Annotated in this window: 14 protein-coding genes and 1 other RNA gene; 14 read left to right on the forward strand and 1 reads right to left on the reverse strand. The window is 50.4% G+C overall.

Annotated elements, in window-relative coordinates; translation table 11 throughout:
* Positions 1–34: 34 nt before the first annotated feature.
* On the reverse strand, positions 35–553 hold the full coding sequence (gene fldB / locus GOU96_RS08235; RefSeq protein ID WP_000690112.1) for a flavodoxin FldB: 519 nt from the start codon (positions 551–553) through the stop codon (positions 35–37).
* Positions 554–690: 137 nt separating this feature from the next.
* Here fldB and xerD point away from each other — a divergent pair, with 137 nt between their 5' ends.
* The 14 genes from xerD (at position 691) to mraY (ending at position 19363) form a co-directional block, all read left to right on the forward strand.
* Positions 691–1599 carry a site-specific tyrosine recombinase XerD gene (gene xerD / locus GOU96_RS08240; RefSeq protein WP_001287472.1) on the forward strand — a complete coding sequence of 303 codons (909 nt, stop codon included), beginning with the start codon at positions 691–693 and terminating at the stop codon, positions 1597–1599.
* A gap of 16 nt (positions 1600–1615) precedes the next feature.
* Complete coding sequence (dsbC, locus tag GOU96_RS08245) at positions 1616–2371, forward strand: bifunctional protein-disulfide isomerase/oxidoreductase DsbC (protein ID WP_267781874.1); 756 nt, start codon at positions 1616–1618, stop codon at positions 2369–2371.
* A 58-nt stretch (positions 2372–2429) separates the two neighbouring features.
* Positions 2430–4169, forward strand: a complete 1740-nt coding sequence (recJ, locus tag GOU96_RS08250; protein WP_267781872.1) for a single-stranded-DNA-specific exonuclease RecJ — start codon at positions 2430–2432, stop codon at positions 4167–4169.
* A gap of 396 nt (positions 4170–4565) precedes the next feature.
* Positions 4566–5336 (forward strand): pyruvate dehydrogenase complex transcriptional repressor PdhR, encoded by a 771-nt coding sequence (gene pdhR, locus GOU96_RS08255; RefSeq protein ID WP_000331318.1) that lies wholly within the window; start codon positions 4566–4568, stop codon positions 5334–5336.
* A 49-nt stretch (positions 5337–5385) separates the two neighbouring features.
* A complete protein-coding gene (gene aceE / locus GOU96_RS08260) occupies positions 5386–8046 on the forward strand; it encodes a pyruvate dehydrogenase (acetyl-transferring), homodimeric type (protein WP_002044561.1) in 2661 nt (886 codons plus the stop codon).
* Between the two features lie 18 nt (positions 8047–8064).
* Entirely contained in the window at positions 8065–9951 is a 1887-nt protein-coding gene (gene aceF, locus GOU96_RS08265) for a pyruvate dehydrogenase complex dihydrolipoyllysine-residue acetyltransferase (RefSeq protein ID WP_267781869.1), read from the forward strand.
* Positions 9952–10218: 267 nt separating this feature from the next.
* Positions 10219–11646, forward strand: a complete 1428-nt coding sequence (gene lpdA / locus GOU96_RS08270; RefSeq protein ID WP_000031534.1) for a dihydrolipoyl dehydrogenase — start codon at positions 10219–10221, stop codon at positions 11644–11646.
* A 173-nt stretch (positions 11647–11819) separates the two neighbouring features.
* Positions 11820–12221: RNase P RNA component class A (gene rnpB / locus GOU96_RS08275), an RNA gene on the forward strand.
* A 181-nt stretch (positions 12222–12402) separates the two neighbouring features.
* Positions 12403–13353 carry a 16S rRNA (cytosine(1402)-N(4))-methyltransferase RsmH gene (gene rsmH / locus GOU96_RS08280; protein ID WP_258501932.1) on the forward strand — a complete coding sequence of 317 codons (951 nt, stop codon included), beginning with the start codon at positions 12403–12405 and terminating at the stop codon, positions 13351–13353.
* A gap of 9 nt (positions 13354–13362) precedes the next feature.
* Positions 13363–13683 carry a cell division protein FtsL gene (gene ftsL / locus GOU96_RS08285; protein WP_001137975.1) on the forward strand — a complete coding sequence of 107 codons (321 nt, stop codon included), beginning with the start codon at positions 13363–13365 and terminating at the stop codon, positions 13681–13683.
* On the forward strand, positions 13680–15422 hold the full coding sequence (locus GOU96_RS08290) for a penicillin-binding protein 3 (RefSeq protein ID WP_000725937.1): 1743 nt from the start codon (positions 13680–13682) through the stop codon (positions 15420–15422). Before ftsL ends, GOU96_RS08290 begins: the two co-directional genes overlap by 4 nt.
* Before the next feature lie 16 nt (positions 15423–15438).
* Entirely contained in the window at positions 15439–16926 is a 1488-nt protein-coding gene (murE, locus tag GOU96_RS08295; RefSeq protein WP_258501931.1) for a UDP-N-acetylmuramoyl-L-alanyl-D-glutamate--2,6-diaminopimelate ligase, read from the forward strand.
* Positions 16923–18284 carry a UDP-N-acetylmuramoyl-tripeptide--D-alanyl-D-alanine ligase gene (locus GOU96_RS08300; RefSeq protein ID WP_054104086.1) on the forward strand — a complete coding sequence of 454 codons (1362 nt, stop codon included), beginning with the start codon at positions 16923–16925 and terminating at the stop codon, positions 18282–18284. Before murE ends, GOU96_RS08300 begins: the two co-directional genes overlap by 4 nt.
* Positions 18281–19363, forward strand: coding sequence for a phospho-N-acetylmuramoyl-pentapeptide-transferase (gene mraY, locus GOU96_RS08305; protein WP_000587839.1), 1083 nt, complete (start codon positions 18281–18283; stop codon positions 19361–19363). The genes GOU96_RS08300 and mraY overlap by 4 nt, the downstream gene beginning before the upstream one ends.
* The last annotated feature ends 6 nt before the right edge of the window (positions 19364–19369 follow it).

Consider the following 19369-nt stretch of genomic DNA (forward strand, 5'->3'; position numbering starts at 1 on the left):
GCTAGGATGGGGTATTAAGCGCTCACGGATGGGCTTAAATCGCATCGTGATACTCGGTCAGAACTTGCTCGACCCAAGTCGCGATGCGTTCGTCACTCAAGTCATATTGTGAATCTTCATCCAGTGCGAGGCCGACAAAATGGCTGCCATCTTCAGTCAAAGCCTTAGATGCTTCAAAGTGGTAGCCTTGATTTGGCCAGTAGCCAAGCAGGTTAGCTCCGCTCTTCTTGATCTGGTCGTGCAGCAGCCCCATCGCATCCAGATACCATTCGCCATAGCCTTCTTGATCGCCTAAGCCGAACAACGCGACGTACTTGTTTTTTAGCGACACGCCACCGATGTGATCCCATACCGCACTCCAGTCCTCTTGGATTTCACCAAAATCCCATGTTGAAATGCCCAGCAGTAAAAGATCGTAATCACTCATTAAAGTGAGAGGCGATTCTTTTACGTTGTGGATATCCACCAGTTCTTCACCCAGTATGGCGCGAATTTTCTCCGCGGTCATTTCGGTGTAACAGGTGCTTGAGCCATAAAATAGACCAATCTTCATCAATAATTTGTATCTGTCTGCGAAGGAATGGCAAATTCTAACCATAAAAATGATCGGAATGCAGCCAATATCCTGCATCCTGCGTATTTTTATGCTATTAAATGCCCAGTAAAAAGAGAGCTAGAGCTGAGGATAGAGTGAGCGAAGCCTTATCTCCCGACCAAGGGTTGGTGGAACAATTTTTAGATACCATGTGGTTTGAGCGCGGTTTGGCAGAAAATACCGTGGCGTCTTATCGTAATGACTTGAGTAAGCTATTAGAGTGGATGGCGCAGAACCAGTATCGGCTCGATTTTATTAGCTTTGCTGGTTTGCAGGAGTATCAAAGCTGGCTGTCGGAGCAAAATTACAAACCGACCTCGAAAGCGCGCATGTTGTCGGCGATTCGTCGCCTGTTTCAATATCTGCATCGGGAAAAGGTGCGCGCTGATGATCCGAGTGCGCTGTTGGTGAGCCCGAAACTGCCAACGCGCTTACCAAAAGATTTGAGCGAAGCGCAAGTTGAAGCTTTGCTGAGTGCGCCAGATCCGCAAAGTCCACTTGAGCTGCGTGATAAAGCCATGCTGGAATTGCTGTATGCTACGGGACTGCGTGTGACAGAGCTGGTCTCACTGACCATGGAAAACATGAGCTTGCGCCAAGGTGTGGTGCGAGTCATGGGTAAGGGCGGCAAAGAGCGTTTGGTGCCGATGGGCGAAAATGCCATTGAATGGATTGAAACTTTTTTGCAGCAGGGACGGTCTTTACTGCTGGGGGAGCAGACGTCGGATATCGTTTTCCCCAGTAGCCGCGGTCAGCAGATGACCCGGCAAACCTTCTGGCATCGCATTAAACACTATGCGGTTATTGCAGGAATTGATGTGGAAAAACTCTCGCCGCACGTATTGCGCCATGCGTTTGCCACTCACTTGCTCAATTATGGGGCCGATCTGCGCGTAGTGCAGATGTTGCTTGGGCATAGTGATTTATCCACGACACAAATTTATACTCATGTCGCCACTGAGCGGCTTAAACAACTCCACAACGAGCACCATCCAAGGGCTTGAAAATAAGGTGATTTTCATGAGCGTACTGCGCCGACTAACATGGCTGGCATTTCCTTTACTGAGTATGGCATTCAACGTACAAGCGAACACTGCACCAGCACAATTGAATAAAGCCGAGCTTGAGCAGCGCTTTGCCAAACTCGGATTGCAAGTGGAAGAGATTAAACCCTCTGATATCAATGGCTTGCTTGAAGTGCAAACGTCTGGCGGTGTGTTGTTCTCTTCGCCTGATGGTGAGCACTTTATCGCGGGTACTCTTTATGCGCTGGATGGTAATGGTGGTTATGTTGATGTGCTGGCTAAACGCCAAGCGCCACTCAACGCCAAGAAAATTGCCGCATTGCAAGACAGCATGATTGAGTTTAAAGCGCCCAATGAGAAATACGCGATCACCGTATTTACCGATATCACGTGTGGTTACTGTGTGCGTCTGCACAGCCAGATCAAAGAGTACAATGATCTCGGCATTACGGTGCGTTATCTCGCCTACCCGCGTCAGGGGCCGCAAGGTCAAGTCGCGGATCAAATGGCGGCCATCTGGTGTTCTAACGATCCGAAAGCGGCGATGCACGATGCGAAAGTGAATCGTAAAACCATTACCGCCGATAAAGATATCGCCCCCCAATGCCAAAAGACCATCGCGCAGCACTATATGTTGGGTCACGAGCTCGGCATTAGCGGTACTCCAGCGATTTTCTTACCCAATGGTGAGATGGTTGGCGGCTATTTGCCTGCGCCGCAATTGCTGCAACGCCTGCAAGCCACACAATAGTTTTTCATTTTCGACTAATTAAGGAAACAGGCCAGAGGCAACTTTGGCCTGTCACAGCATGATAGAAATCCAGCGACGCCCCGAACCTGATCTCTCACTTCTCCCCGACCATATCGACCCACTATTACGTCGGCTTTACCTGAGCCGTGGTGTAAGCAACGTGGCACAACTTGAAAAAGCCGCCAAAGCGCTGCACTCATTCAAACAGTTACATGGTATTGATCGTGCGGTTGAGTTGCTGTTTGCAGCGATTGCTGAGCAAAAACGCATCATTGTCGTCGGTGATTTTGATGCCGATGGCGCAACCAGTTCGGCGCTTTCTGTGCTCGCGCTGCGTATGCTCGGTAGTCGTAATGTCGATTACTTAGTGCCAAACCGTTTTGAAGATGGTTATGGTCTGAGCCCTGAAGTAGTTGATCAAGCGATTGAGCGTGGCGCAGAGATGATCATGACCGTGGATAACGGCGTTTCATCACTGGAAGGGGTGCGTTACGCCAAACAGAAAGGGCTGCAAGTGGTGGTCACCGATCATCACTTACCGGGACAAGAACTCCCTGAAGTCGATGCTATGGTAAACCCGAACTTGCAGCAGTGTGCTTTTCCTTCTAAGGCGCTGGCTGGGGTAGGGGTTGCTTTCTATTTGATGATGGCACTTTGCGTGCACATGCGTCAGCAAGGTTGGTTTGCCGCGCAAGGCATGGCTGAACCGAAATTGATGGAACTGATCGATTTAGTGGCACTCGGTACGGTCGCCGATGTGGTGCCACTGGATGACAACAACCGTATTTTGGTGCACCAAGGTTTGCAGCGTATTCGTGCGGGTTTAGCGCGTCCCGGTATTCAAGCTCTGATTGAAGTCGCCAAACGGGATGCGCGCCGTTTGGTCGCTGCTGATTTTGGCTTTGCGCTTGGGCCGCGGATTAACGCCGCAGGGCGTTTGGATGATATGTCGTTCGGCGTTGAACTTTTGCTGTGTAACAACATTCACGCTGCGCGGCGTATGGCGAGTGAGCTGGACGGCCTCAATCAAACCCGAAAAGAGATTGAAGAGGGGATGAAGCAAGAGGCGGTCGCGTTTTGTGAGCGTTTGCAACTGAGCGATGATCGCGAGCTGCCTTACGGTTTAGTGCTGTTTCAGCGCGATTGGCACCAAGGGGTGATCGGCATTCTTGCTTCGCGCATCAAAGAGAAATACCACCGACCCGTGATTGCGTTTGCTGAAGGTGGTGATGGCAAGCTAAAAGGTTCATGTCGCTCGGTTCCCGGTCTGCATATGCGTGATGCACTAGATAAAATTGATACGCAAAACCCGGGCATCATCCTCAAATTTGGTGGTCACGCGATGGCGGCTGGATTAACTATTGAAGAGCAAAATTTTGAACGTTTTTGCCGATTGTTTGACCAGCTAGTGCGTGAAGAGCTGGATGAATCAGCACTCAAAGGCATCATCCTCAGCGATGGCGAACTGAAACCGGAAGAGTTTTCGCTGCATACCGCCGAATTACTGCGTGCCGGTGGCCCGTGGGGGCAAGCGTTTCCTGAACCCCTATTTGATGGTGAATTTAAAGTGCTGCACCAAAAACTTGTTGGCGAAAAACACCTCAAACTGATGCTTGAGCCGCTGTATAAAGGCTTTCCAACCAATGTGATGATCGACGGGATTGCGTTTAATGTCGACCTACGTCGTTGGCCGGATGCCTCAGTCAAAACGGTACGTTTGGCGTACAAACTCGACATCAACGAGTTTCGCGGTAATCAATCATTGCAACTCATGATTGATCATCTGGAAGCGAAGTAGAGTTTCTCCTCTTGCTATTAAAGGGGGGAATTCTGCCGCTGAAATATCCCATTCTAACCAGCAACGCCAAGTGATTTGGGCATCTCTTCTTTGCTTTATTCTCAAGATGATGCCTCCCTCTTTATCCAACTTATTCAATTTATTCAAAAATTGTCATCAACTGACACTTCTAGCCCATCAAGTCCCCATCTGTATATGAGTTGTAATTGGTCTGACCAATATTTTTGCTGTTTTAATCAACTATTGTTGCTGGATTGTTAGGGCGTGAGCGGTTCTATGATTTAGGTCAATTTTCGGCTGGACACTGGCGTTTTAATTATGTTAATTTCTGCACCAACTTAAAATTGGTATTACCAATTGCCAGCAAGAAGAATAAGAGTAGAAGAACAATAAATTATGGCTTATCAAAGGATCCGTCAGCCAAAGCTCTCCGATGTGATTGAACAAGAACTGGAGAGACTGATAGTGGAAGGAACACTCTCACCCGGTCAGCAACTTCCTCCGGAACGCGAACTGGCCAAACAGTTTGAAGTGTCTCGCCCCTCGATCAGAGAAGCCATACAACGCTTGGAAGCCAAACGCTTGCTTACCCGCCGTCAAGGTGGCGGTACATTCGTTAGTGACCGAATTTGGCAGAGCTTTTCTGATCCTCTGCTAAATTTATTGTCTAGCCACTCCGAAACTCAACTGGATCTGCTGGAAGCGCGTCATGCGCTGGAAGGTATTTGCGCCTATTTTGCGGCGTTGCGTGGTACCGAAGAAGATTTTGCTCGCATTCAGCACTGTGTCACGCGTATCGCGGAGGCTCAGGCATTGAATAATGTGGATGAAGAAGCAGAGCGGGTGATGGCCTTTTTGATTGCCATTACTGAAGCGGCGCACAACGTTGTGTTACTGCACATCGTACGCAGCCTGAGTCCACTGCTTGAGCAGAATATTCGTCAGAATTTTAAACTCTTACATCGCCGCCCTGAAGCGGTAGAGAAAGTAAGCAAACACCGGGCTAACATTGTGGATGCGATTGTTTCGGGTCAGCCGGAAAAGGCACGTGAAATGTCCCATTCTCACTTAGCTTATATCGAAGAAACGTTGTTGGATTTGACTCGTGAACAGACTCGCCGTGAGCGATCTCTGCGTCGAATTCAACAAGGTAATGAGCCGCAATAGCGGCCATTGCGATTCAACTTAAATCCAACCAACAGAAGGATAGATCGCCATGTCTGACATGAAGCATGACGTAGATGCACTGGAAACTCAGGAGTGGCTTGCTGCCCTTGAATCCGTTGTCCGTGAAGAAGGCGTAGAGCGTGCGCAGTACCTGCTTGAACAAGTACTGGAAAAAGCGCGTTTGGATGGGGTAGACATGCCAACAGGCGTGACCACCAACTACATCAACACGATTCCTGCGGCGCAGGAGCCTGCTTACCCAGGTGACACTACGATCGAACGTCGTATCCGTTCAATCATTCGCTGGAACGCAATCATGATCGTGCTGCGTGCATCGAAGAAAGATCTGGAACTGGGTGGCCACATGGCTTCTTTCCAATCTTCCGCTGCTTTCTACGAAACCTGTTTCAACCACTTCTTCCGTGCTCCAAACGAGAAAGACGGTGGCGACTTGGTTTACTATCAAGGTCACATCTCTCCAGGGATCTACGCACGTGCTTTCGTGGAAGGCCGTTTGACTGAAGAGCAACTGGACAACTTCCGTCAGGAAGTGGATGGCAAAGGTCTTCCTTCTTACCCACACCCGAAATTAATGCCTGAATTCTGGCAATTCCCAACCGTCTCTATGGGTCTTGGTCCAATTTCTGCGATTTATCAAGCTCGTTTCCTGAAGTATCTGAATGGCCGTGGCCTGAAAGACACCACTGCACAACGCGTATACGCCTTCCTAGGTGATGGTGAGATGGACGAGCCAGAATCACGCGGCGCGATCTCTTTTGCTGCGCGTGAGAAGCTGGATAACCTATGCTTCCTGATCAACTGTAACCTGCAACGTCTGGACGGCCCTGTTATGGGTAACGGCAAGATCATCCAAGAACTGGAAGGTCTGTTCCGTGGCGCAGGCTGGAACGTTGTGAAAGTGATCTGGGGTAATGGCTGGGACAAACTACTGGCGAAAGATACCACAGGTAAACTGCTGCAACTGATGAACGAAACCATCGACGGCGACTACCAAACGTTCAAAGCGAAAGATGGCGCTTACGTTCGTGAGCACTTTTTCGGTAAGTACCCAGAGACTGCAGCACTGGTTGCTGACATGACTGACGATGAGATCTTCGCTCTGAAACGCGGTGGTCACGAATCATCTAAACTGTACGCGGCGTTCAAGAACGCTCAAGACACCAAAGGTCGTCCAACCGTTATCCTAGCGAAAACCGTTAAAGGTTACGGCATGGGTGATGCGGCAGAAGGTAAGAACATTGCGCACCAAGTGAAGAAGATGGATATGACCCATGTTCTGGCGATGCGTAACCGTCTAGGCCTGCAAGATCTGATCTCTGATGAAGAAGTGAAGAACCTGCCGTACCTGAAACTGGAAGAAGGCTCAAAAGAGTTTGAATACCTGCACGCTCGTCGTAAAGCGCTGCACGGTTACACGCCTCAGCGTCTACCTAACTTCACGGGTGAGTTAGTGATCCCTGCGCTGGAAGAGTTCAAGCCACTGCTGGAAGAGCAGAGTCGCGAAATTTCTTCAACTATGGCGTATGTACGTACTCTGAACATCCTGCTGAAAGATAAGAACATTGGTCAAAACATCGTTCCTATCATCGCGGATGAAGCGCGTACGTTCGGTATGGAAGGTCTGTTCCGTCAAATCGGTATCTACAACCCGCACGGTCAGAACTACACTCCACAAGATCGCGATATCGTTTCTTACTACAAAGAAGCGACGTCAGGTCAGGTACTGCAAGAAGGTATCAACGAGCTGGGTGCCATGTCATCTTGGGTTGCGGCGGCAACGTCATACAGCACCAACAACCTGCCGATGATCCCGTTCTACATCTACTACTCTATGTTTGGTTTCCAACGTGTTGGCGACATGGCGTGGATGGCGGGTGACCAACAAGCGCGTGGCTTCCTGCTGGGTGCTACTGCGGGTCGTACCACGCTGAACGGTGAAGGTCTACAGCACGAAGATGGTCACTCGCACATTCTGGCGGGCACAGTACCAAACTGTATCTCTTACGATCCAACCTTCGCTTACGAAGTTGCGGTAATCCTGCAAGACGGTATCCGTCGTATGTACGGTGAGCAAGAGAACGTGTTCTACTACCTGACACTGATGAACGAAAGCTACGCTCACCCAGCAATGCCTGCTGGCGCTGAAGAAGGTATCCGTAAAGGTATCTACAAGCTGGAAACTTACGCAGGTAACAAAGCAAAAGTTCAACTGATGAGCTCAGGCACCATCATGAACGAAGTGCGTAAAGCGGCACAAATTCTGAGTGAAGAGTACGGCGTAGCGTCTGACGTTTACTCTGTGACTTCATTCAACGAGCTGGCGCGTGATGGCCAAGCGTGTGATCGCTTCAACATGCTGCACCCAGAAGCAGAAGTGAAAGTGCCTTACATCGCACAAGTGATGGGTACTGAGCCTGCTATCGCAGCGACGGACTACATGAAGAACTACGCGGATCAAGTACGTGCGTTCATTCCTGCACAGTCTTACAAAGTGCTGGGTACGGATGGTTTCGGCCGCTCAGATAGCCGTGAAAACCTACGTCGTCACTTTGAAGTGAATGCTGGCTACGTGGTAGTTGCAGCGCTGAATGAACTGGCTAAACGTGGTGAAGTTGAGAAGTCTGTGGTTGCAGCAGCAATCAAGAAATTCGACATCGATACTGAAAAAACCAACCCGCTGTACGCTTAATTGAAGGTAGGAAAAGTAATGGCAATCGAAATTTATGTACCTGACATCGGTGCGGATGAGGTTGAAGTCACTGAGATTCTCGTCAAAGTCGGCGACAAAGTGGCTGAAGAGCAATCTCTGATCACGGTTGAAGGCGACAAAGCTTCTATGGAAGTTCCTGCGTCTCAAGCGGGTATCGTTAAAGAGATCAAAGTAGTGGCAGGTGACAAAGTGTCTACTGGCTCTCTGATCATGGTCTTTGAAGCGGAAGGTGCAGCAGCGGCTGCACCAGCTCCTGCGCCTCAAGCGGCAGCACCAGTTGCTGCGGCTCCAGCGGCAGCTGCACTGAAAGAAGTGCAAGTACCAGACATTGGCGGTGATGAAGTTGAAGTGACTGAAATCATGGTCAAAGTGGGCGATGTGGTTGCGGAAGAGCAATCTCTGATCACCGTTGAAGGCGACAAAGCGTCAATGGAAGTACCTGCACCTTTCGCTGGTACGGTTAAAGAGATCAAAATCGCTGCGGGCGACAAAGTATCAACAGGTTCACTGATCATGGTGTTTGAAGTAGCCGGCGCTGCGCCAGTTGCAGCACCCGTTCAAGCTGCGGCACCCGCGGCAGCCGCTGCTCCTGCCGTTGCAGCACTGAAAGAAGTTCAAGTACCTGATATCGGCGGTGACGAAGTGACCGTAACGGAAATCATGGTTAACGTGGGCGACAGCATCAGCGAAGAGCAATCTCTGATCACCGTAGAAGGCGATAAGGCTTCTATGGAAGTACCAGCACCTTTTGCTGGAACTCTCAAAGAGATCAAAGTGGCTGCAGGCGATAAAGTGAAAACTGGCTCGCTGATCATGGTGTTTGAAGTTGCTGGCGCAGCGCCAGTCGCGGCACCAGCTCAAGCAGCAGCACCTGCGGCAGCGCCTGCTCAAGCATCGGCTCCAGCGGCGGCTGCACCTGCAACAAGTGGTGAATTCCAAGAAAACCATGAGTACTCACATGCTTCTCCAGTCGTGCGTCGTCTGGCTCGTGAATTTGGCGTTAACCTAGCCAAAGTAAAAGGCTCTGGCCGTAAGAACCGTATCCTGAAAGAAGACGTACAGAACTACGTGAAAGAAGCGCTGAAACGTCTGGAATCTGGCGCGCAAGCGGCGGCTTCAGGTAAAGGTGATGGCGCAGCGCTGGGCTTACTGCCTTGGCCAAAAGTGGACTTCAGCAAGTTCGGTGATACCGAAGTGCAACCACTGTCTCGCATCAAGAAAATCTCGGGTGCTAACCTGCACCGTAACTGGGTGATGATCCCGCACGTGACCCAATGGGACAATGCAGACATCACTGAGCTAGAGAAATTCCGTCAAGAGCAAAACGCGATGGAAGCGAAGCGCGACACTGGCATGAAGATCACTCCGCTGGTGTTCATCATGAAAGCCGCTGCGAAAGCGCTGGAAGCTTTCCCTGCGTTCAACTCTTCTCTGTCTGACGACGGCGAAAGCTTGATCCTGAAGAAATACGTGAACATCGGTATCGCAGTGGATACACCAAATGGTCTGGTGGTTCCTGTGTTTAAAGATGTGAACAAGAAAGGCATCTACGAGCTGTCAAAAGAGCTGGCTGAAGTCTCGAAGAAAGCCCGTGTCGGTAAGCTGACTGCAGCTGACATGCAAGGTGGCTGTTTCACTATCTCTAGCTTAGGTGGCATTGGCGGTACAGCGTTTACCCCAATCGTTAACGCACCTGAAGTGGCTATTTTGGGTGTGTCTAAGTCTGAGATGAAGCCAGTGTGGAACGGCAAAGAGTTCGCGCCACGTCTGCAACTGCCACTGTCACTGTCTTACGATCACCGCGTGATCGACGGTGCAGAAGGTGCACGCTTCATTACTTACCTGAACGAGTGTCTAAGCGACATCCGTCGTCTGGTACTGTAAGCGCATTCTCGGGTGGCGAAAGCCACCCGATTTAATGGTTATCTCCCAATTTGACGTTGAAACTGATTTTCCGTTGAATTGTTGTCTAGCTCACAGGCTACATGGATTTACTTTTCACACCATTAACATCTCTGTAAACTGTTGCGGTCTGAAAGTAATCGTTTTACATGCTTGATTTGAAACATTCGTTTTTGATTCGTTTGTAAATAAAACAACTAGATAGAACACCCATCAGCCTGTTAGGGATATTGACTACAAGAGGTCGAAATGAGCAAAGAAATTAAAGCCCAAGTCGTGGTGCTTGGTGCCGGTCCTGCTGGTTACTCCGCCGCATTCCGCTGTGCAGACTTAGGTCTGGATACCGTCATCATCGAACGTTACAACACGCTAGGTGGTGTGTGTTTGAACGTTGGTTGTATTCCTTCTAAAGCACTGCTGCACGTTGCAAAAGTGATTGAAGAAGCCAAAGCGCTGACTGAGCACGGTATCGTGTTTGGCGAGCCAAAAACAGACATCGACAAAGTTCGTCTGTGGAAAGAAAAAGTGATCAATCAGCTGACCGGTGGTCTGGCTGGTATGGCAAAAATGCGTAAAGTGAACGTAGTGAACGGCTACGGTAAATTCACTGGCCCGAACACTATTGAAGTGGAAGGCGAAGAGGGTAAAACTGTCGTAACTTTCGATAACGCGATCGTTGCTGCAGGTTCTCGTCCAATTAAACTGCCATTCATTCCGCATGAAGACCCACGTATTTGGGATTCAACCGATGCGCTGGAACTGAAAGAAGTGCCTGGAAAACTGCTGATCATGGGCGGCGGTATTATCGGTCTGGAAATGGCGACTGTTTACCACTCACTGGGCTCTAAAATTGATGTGGTTGAGATGTTTGACCAGCTTATCCCTGCTGCGGATAAAGACATGGTTAAAGTCTATACCAAACGCATCAAAGATAAGTTCAACCTGATGCTGGAAACCAAAGTGACTGCCGTTGAAGCGAAAGAAGATGGTATCTACGTTTCAATGGAAGGTAAGAGCGCACCAGCACAAGCTGAGCGTTACGATGCGGTTCTGGTTGCAATTGGCCGTGTACCAAACGGTAAACTGCTGGATGCTGAGAAAGCGGGTCTGGAAGTGGACGAGCGTGGCTTTATCCGCGTGGATAAGCAAATGCGCACTAACGTTCCGCACATCTTCGCGATCGGTGACATCGTGGGTCAACCAATGCTGGCACATAAAGGCGTGCATGAAGGCCACGTAGCGGCAGAAGTGATCTCTGGTAAGAAGCACTACTTCGATCCAAAAGTGATCCCATCTATCGCTTACACTGAGCCAGAAGTGGCTTGGGTTGGTAAGACAGAAAAAGAAGCGAAAGCAGAAGGCATCAACTATGAAGTGGCGACTTTCCCATGGGCAGCTTCTGGCCGTGCGATTGCTTCTGACTGTGCAGACGGTATGACTAAGCTTATCTTCGATAAAGAGACTCACCGCGTGATCGGTGGTGCTATCGTAGGTACTAACGGTGGTGAATTGCTGGGTGAAATCGGTCTGGCGATCGAGATGGGCTGTGATGCAGAAGACATCGCACTGACCATTCACGCTCACCCAACGCTGCATGAGTCTGTGGGTCTGGCGGCTGAAGTCTTCGAAGGCACCATCACTGACCTGCCAAACGCCAAAGCGAAAAAGAAAAAGTAATTTCTGATTCACTGCTTTGGTTAAACAGTGTTTGATTGAAGAAACCGCTGCTTGCAGCGGTTTTTTTCGCCTTTGATTCCCAATTGAATGCAAAGTAAGCAGTTAAACCGAGATTTAACGCGCTGGCGGATTGTTTCTGGACTCTGTTCACACTTCTCGCTACAATCCGCCGCGGAGTTGACTGGGTAGTCGCTGCCTTATTGACGTCCCTTGGCCTATCGCCAGGGAGACTGATAAGGGGGAGGAAAGTCCGGGCTCCATAGAGCAGGGTGCCAGGTAACGCCTGGGGGGCGCAAGCCTACGACAAGTGCAACAGAGAGCAAACCGCCGATGGCCTCTCCTTCGGGATGGGATCAGGTAAGGGTGAAAGGGTGCGGTAAGAGCGCACCGTGCGACTGGCAACAGTTCGTAGCAGGGTAAACTCCACCCGGAGCAAGACCAAATAGGCCTCCACATAGCGTTGCTCGCGTTAGGAGGCGGGTAGGTTGCTTGAGCCAGTGAGTGATTGCTGGCCTAGAGGAATGGCTACTACCGCGCAAGCGGAACAGAACCCGGCTTATACGTCGACTCCACCTATTGCAGACCCATCATAGCCTTGTGTTATGGTGGGTTTTTTGCTTTTTGCTGACTCAGGTCGTAGCAAAACCATTAAACTTAGCGCAAAGTCACGTCCTGTATACGCTTATGGCTAGCGGTAGTGTCTGAAATCGGTACACTAACCCATATGACGGGCATGCCCAGCACAACGAGAAAATCATGACTGCTTCTTTCCAACACATCTCTGTATTATTGAACGAATCGATTGAAGGATTGGCGATCAAGCCGGATGGTATCTACATCGATGGCACCTTTGGCCGCGGTGGTCACAGTCGCACCATTCTCGCTCAGTTAGGCCCAGAAGGTCGTCTGTACAGCATTGACCGTGATCCGCAAGCGATTGCTGAAGCGCAGAAGATTGATGATCAGCGTTTTACCATCGTCCATGGCCCTTTCTCGGGTATTGCCGAATACGCACAGCGTTATGATCTGGTGGGTAAAGTCGATGGTGTGTTATTCGATCTCGGCGTTTCTTCACCGCAGTTGGATGATGCTGAGCGCGGTTTTAGTTTTATGAAAGATGGTCCACTCGACATGCGTATGGATCCAACCAGTGGTATGCCAGTTTCCGCGTGGTTGGCACAAGCCGACTTGGATGACATCACTTGGGTGATTCGCGAGTTTGGTGAAGATAAACATGCGCGCAGAATAGCTAAAGCCATTGTCGAATATCGGGAAAATGAGCTCAACGAGCCCTTGACGCGTACCAGCCAGTTAGCAAAACTCATCTCCGACGCGGCGCCTAAAAGTTTCAAAGAGAAAAAGCACCCCGCAACCCGCGCTTTTCAAGCTTTTCGGATCTACATCAACAGTGAATTAGAAGAGATTGATACCGCATTGCGCGGCGCTTCTGACATTCTGGCTCCACAAGGCCGCCTGTCCGTGATCAGTTTCCATTCACTGGAAGATCGCATGGTGAAACGCTTTATGCGTAAAGAGAGCCAAGGCCCAGAAGTGCCACACGGCCTTCCTTTGACCCAAGAGCAAATTCGTGCGCTCGGTAGTGCCAAGATGAAAACCGTGGGTAAGGCACTCAAGCCATCGGATCAAGAAGTCGAACTTAACCCGCGTTCACGCAGCTCTGTTCTGCGCGTGGCAGAAAAACTGTAGAGGGTTACTATGCCTCGTCAGTCGCCGCCGAACCTCGCGAAGTTAATTGCCCTCGATCTACTGACGGTAGGTCGGGTGCCCTTGCTGCTTTTAGTGCTGATTTTTAGCTGCGCTATGGGCGTGGTGTTTATGACTCACCATACCAGACAGGCGATCAGTGCTAAAGATCAAGCCTTTATGGAGCGTGAGCGGCTCGATAACGAATGGCGCAACCTGATTTTGGAAGAAACTGCTTTGGCTGAGCACAGCCGAGTACAACAATTAGCAAGAAAAGATCTGGAGATGAAACGTCCAGATTCAGACAAAGAAGTCGTGATCAACCTTAAATGAAGAAGAAAGCCCCAGCCAAAGCCTCCCGAGTTTCTCCCCGTGTTACCACGGCTGAGCCTGCACCTATCTTTATCCGCTGGCGTTTCTATCTGCTGCTGTTTTTTGTGCTAACGGCGTTCTGCGCTTTGGTTGCACGAGTGGCTTATATCCAAATTATTGAACCTGACAATCTGATTAAAGAAGGGGATTTGCGCTCGATTCGTGCCAAAACCTTGCAATCAGCGCGCGGCATTATTTCTGATCGTAATGGCGAAGCGTTAGCGGTGAGTGTGCCAGTCGAAGCGGTCTGGGCCGATCCTGTCGCTATTTATAAAGAAGGCGGCCTGGTTGAGAAAGACCGTTGGTATGCGCTCGCCGATGTGCTCGGACTGGATCGTCAGGAGATGATGAAGAAAATCGAGGATAACCGTTCGCGCCGCTTTATCTATCTGCAACGTCAGGTGAGCCCTGCGATGGCCAAATACATCCGTGAACTCAAATTAGCGGGGATTGGCCTAAAAGAAGAGTCACGCCGCTATTATCCAGCAGGTGAGGTGAGTGCCCACTTAGTCGGGGTGACCGGAATTGATGGCCACGGTCTTGAAGGGGTAGAGCGTAGCTTTGATAGCACCCTAACGGGTGAGTCAGGTAAAAGCGTGACGCGTAAAGATAAGTTTGGGCGAGTGGTGGAAAACATTGCCCTAGAAGAGCGTGAAGAAGGTAAGCCTATCCAGCTCACCATCGACCAGCGCTTACAAGCGATCGCTTTTCGTGCCGTGAAACAGGCGATGGCGGATTATCGTGCTACTTCTGCATCGGCAGTGATGTTGGATGTGAAAACCGGCGCGGTACTGGCGATGGTGAATGCGCCTTCTTACAACCCGAATAATCGCAACGACTGGCAAAGTTTTAAAATGCGTAACCGAGTGATCACCGATGCGTTTGAGCCCGGTTCAACGGTTAAGCCTTTTGTGGTCTTGGCGGCGCTCGCCAATGGTATCGCCGACAAAAACACCATCATAGATACCGGAGATGGCACCATGCAGATTGGCGGTAGCCGCGTGCGTGATACCTCCAAAGTTGGCAAAGCCGATCTCACGCTGATTTTGAAAAAGTCGAGCAACATTGGTGTGGCTAAATTAGCCTTAGAAATGCCGTTAGAGGCGTTATTGGGCATGTATAGCTCGGTGGGCTTGGGCGAAATGTCTGGCTTGGATTTGGTGGGCGAAACGATCGGTATTTTCCCGAATCGCCGCCGTTGGTCACAGTTTGAAATCGCCACCTTATCGTTTGGCTATGGTTTGGCGATTACGCCTATTCAGTTAGCTCACGCCTACGCGACCTTAGGCAACCATGGTAAATACCAACCTATTCATATTATTAAAGGTGATCAACATGGCGAGACGCGCCAAGTGGTTGATCCTAAATATGTCAATCAGGTGCTCGAAATGCTGGAAACGGTAACTCAGCCCGGCGGAACGGCAACGCGTGCAGCGGTACCGGGGTATCGTATTGCGGCCAAATCCGGTACGTCACGTAAAGCGATTGCGGGCGGTTATAGTGATGAATATTTTGCCTATACCGCAGGGGTGGCTCCGGTGAGCGACCCAAGAATTTCACTGGTGGTCATGGTCAATGAGCCGCAAGGCGACTCTTACTATGGCGGCGCAGTGGCCGGTCCGGTTTTCTCGGAAATCATGAAGGGCGCATTACAAATCCTCAACATTGCTCCTGATGAAAACCGCTTCCAAAACAAATAATAGTGTGAGACGGAACATGAACACGCATTCAGCGATCTCCGAACTGATCGCGCCATGGCTAGAGCTGACCGACCCTAAGTTGGCTGCGCTGGTCATTACTCATCTTGAACTGGATAGCCGCCAGATCGAGCGCGGGGATACCTTTGTGGCTATTCAAGGCCATGCAGTGGATGGTCGCCAATTTATCGATAAAGCCATTGCGCAAGGTGCCAATCTTGTGTTGGCAGAAGCCGATGCTCAGCATCTCAATGGGTGGGTTGAGTATCGTGCAGGTGTCCCCGTCATCTATTTGGCTGAACTTGGTCAACATCTGTCAGAGTTGGCTGGGCGTCTGTATGGCGGCCACCACAATCAACTGATTGGCGTGACGGGCACGAACGGTAAAACCACCATCACCCAACTGATTGCTCAATGGCTCGAATTGCTCGGTCATAAAGCTGCCGTGATGGGCACCACGGGGAACGGTTTTTTAAATGCGCTTGAACCTGCGGCCAACACCACAGGTAATGCACTACAAATTCAGGCTACTTTACGTGATTTAGCCGAACGAGGCGCGCAATATACAGCGCTGGAAACCTCGTCTCATGGTTTAGTGCAAGGGCGCGTGAAAAAGCTCCATTTTGTGGCCGGTGTCTTTTCCAATTTGAGCCGTGATCATTTGGATTATCACGGCACCATGGAGGCTTACGCCGCCGCGAAATTCTCTCTATTTAGTGAGCATGCCTGCCAAAACGCGATTATTAATGTCGATGATGCGGTCGGCGCGCAATGGGTCAAACAATTGCCGCAGGCGATCGGGGTTTCCTTAGTGACGAAACCAAACACAGCGCAAGCCATCTGGGCGCGCGAAGTGGCATACGCTGAAAGCGGTATTACGCTGAACTTTGAGAGTTCGTGGGGGGAAGGCGAATTGCACGCACCACTGATTGGTGAGTTCAATGCCTGTAACTTGTTATTGGCGTTGGCAACCTTGCTCAGCTTGGGTTTTGAGAAAAGTGCACTGCTCGCCACTGCGCCAAAGCTGCGTCCTGTCTTAGGACGGATGGAGCTATTCCAACGTGAGCAAAAAGCCAAAATGGTGGTCGATTATGCGCACACGCCGGACGCTTTAGAAAAAGCACTGCGCGCGTTACGTGTGCATTGTGCGGGTCAGTTATGGGCGATTGTGGGGTGTGGCGGCGATCGTGATCGCGGTAAACGTCCGATGATGGCTGCGATTGCTGAGCAGTTTGCCGATCGCGTGATCTTGACCGATGACAACCCACGTAGTGAATCGCCGCAAGCGATTGTAGCGGATATGGTAGCAGGACTGACTCACCCCGAGCGCGCTCATATCGAACACCACCGTTTCCAAGCCGCGAGTTATGCGCTTCAGCATGCAGGCGCACAAGACATCATCCTGCTCGCGGGTAAAGGACATGAAGATTATCAGGTGCTGGCCAACGAAACGATTCACTACTCGGATCGTGAAACCGCCCAACAGTTACTGGAGTTACAACCATGATTCGCGTAATGCTTTCCCAGCTCTGCTCAGTATTGAATGCTCGTTTAATTGGTGAGGATCGCGCGGTCAGTGCCGTATCGACGGACAGTCGTACTATTCCCGCCGAAGCGCTGTTTGTTGCCTTGGTCGGTGAACGTTTTGATGCGCACGATTTTGCCTCTCAAGCGGTAACCGGTGGCGCAGTGGCGCTGTTGGTTGAGCGTGAGCTCGATGCTCACTGTTCACAACTGGTTGTTGCCGATACTAAACAGGCCTTAGGTCAGCTTGGCTCTTGGGTGCATGCGCAGTGTCAAACGCCTACGGTCGCGATCACCGGAAGCTGTGGCAAAACCACGGTCAAAGAGATGGTGGCCAGCATTTTAAGCCAGAAAGGCCAAGTGCTTTACACGCAAGGAAACTTCAATAACGACATCGGCGTTCCGCTGACTCTGCTGCGCTCAACGGCCGAAGATGATTATGCCGTGATTGAGTTGGGGGCGAATCATGTGGGTGAAATTGCCTACACCACCGCTTTGGTTAAGCCGGATGTCGCCCTAGTCAACAATGTAGCGGCAGCGCACTTAGAAGGTTTTGGCTCGATGGATGGCGTTAAACGCGCTAAAGGTGAAATCTATCAAGGGTTACAGGCGGGTGCCGTGGCGATTGTTAATTTAGACAGCAACGGTGGTGACTACTGGAAAGCAGTACTGGCGGACAAAACCGTGAAAACATTTTCCGCTACCGATCACAATGCTGACTTTTATCCACGTGATGTGCGGTTAAATGCGCTCGGTATAGCTAGCTTTACTTTGGTTACCCCGGTTGGTGAAGTGGGTGTTGAGTTGGGCATCATGGGCCAACACAACGTGGCCAATGCACTGGCTGCGGCGGCGTTATCACTGGAAATGGGCGCGAGCTTGGCGGAAATTGGTCAAGGTTTAGCGCATTTATCCAAAGTGAAAGGTCGAGTGGATATGGCACAGTTGCGTGACGATATCACGCTTATTGATGACAGCTATAACGCTAGCGTGCCAGCCATGAAAGCGGCGGTGGAGCTGTTAGGCAGCTTTTCCGCTGTACGCTGGTTAATTTTGGGCAATATGGCGGAGTTGGGTGATGAAAGTCTTGCACTTCATCAGCAAGTCGGTGAACATGCTGCACCATTCGGTTTTGAGTTTGTCCTGACGTATGGCAAGGACGCAAAAGTGATCAGCGACCTTTGCCAAGGGCATCACTTTGCTACCCATCAGGACATGATGACATTTATTGAGCAGCACATAGAACAACAACAGGGTCGTACTCAAGTATTGTTGGTGAAAGGTGCCAACAGTGCAGGGATGAGTAAAATTGCCGCTGCTCTCAAGGAGAAATTTGCATGATTATTTGGCTTGCTGAACTGCTCCAGCCATATTTTTCGTTTTTCCGTCTGTTCGAATATCTCTCATTTCGCGCCATTGTCAGCATTCTGACTGCGCTTGGGATCTCGTTGTGGATGGGGCCGCGCATGATTAAGCGCCTACAAATGCTGCAGATTGGGCAAGTAGTGCGTAATGAAGGACCTGAATCTCACTTCAGTAAACGCGGTACTCCGACCATGGGTGGTGTGATGATCCTTGCCGCGATCACCATCACTGTACTGCTGTGGGCCGATCTGACTAACCCTTATGTTTGGGCTGTGCTTGCGGTACTGCTCGGTTACGGTGCGGTCGGTTTTGTCGATGATTACCGTAAAGTGGTGCGCAAAAATACCGATGGCTTGATCGCGCGCTGGAAATATTTCTGGCAATCTGCGATTGCTTTAGTGGTTGCGTTTGCTCTGTATGCGCACGGCCAAGATACGGCGGCAACGCAGTTGGTGGTCCCTTTCTTTAAAGATGTGATGCCACAGCTGGGCTTGATGTACATTGTGCTGACCTATTTCGTGATTGTTGGTACCAGTAATGCGGTGAACTTGACCGATGGTCTGGATGGCTTGGCGATCATGCCAACCGTATTGGTTGCAGCCGGATTTGCGGCGATTGCATGGGCGACCGGTAACGTTAACTTCGCGAACTATCTGCATATCCCTTATATTCCTCACTCTTCTGAGTTGGTGGTGGTGTGTACCGCGATGGTCGGTGCCGGTTTAGGCTTTTTATGGTTTAACACCTATCCAGCCCAAGTATTTATGGGCGATGTCGGCGCGTTGGCGTTAGGTGGCGCGTTAGGTACGATTGCGGTACTGGTTCGCCAAGAATTTGTGTTGGTGATCATGGGCGGTGTATTCGTGATGGAAACCCTGTCCGTGATCTTGCAAGTGGGCTCTTACAAACTGCGTGGACAACGTATCTTCCGTATGGCACCGATTCACCATCACTACGAATTAAAAGGCTGGCCAGAACCACGTGTGATCGTGCGTTTTTGGATCATCTCTATCGTTTTAGTATTGATTGGCTTAGCGACACTCAAAGTTCGTTAAGTGGAT

Origin of the sequence: Vibrio sp. R-1 (assembly GCF_035615595.1) — a bacterium.
GTDB lineage: Bacteria > Pseudomonadota > Gammaproteobacteria > Enterobacterales > Vibrionaceae > Vibrio > Vibrio cholerae.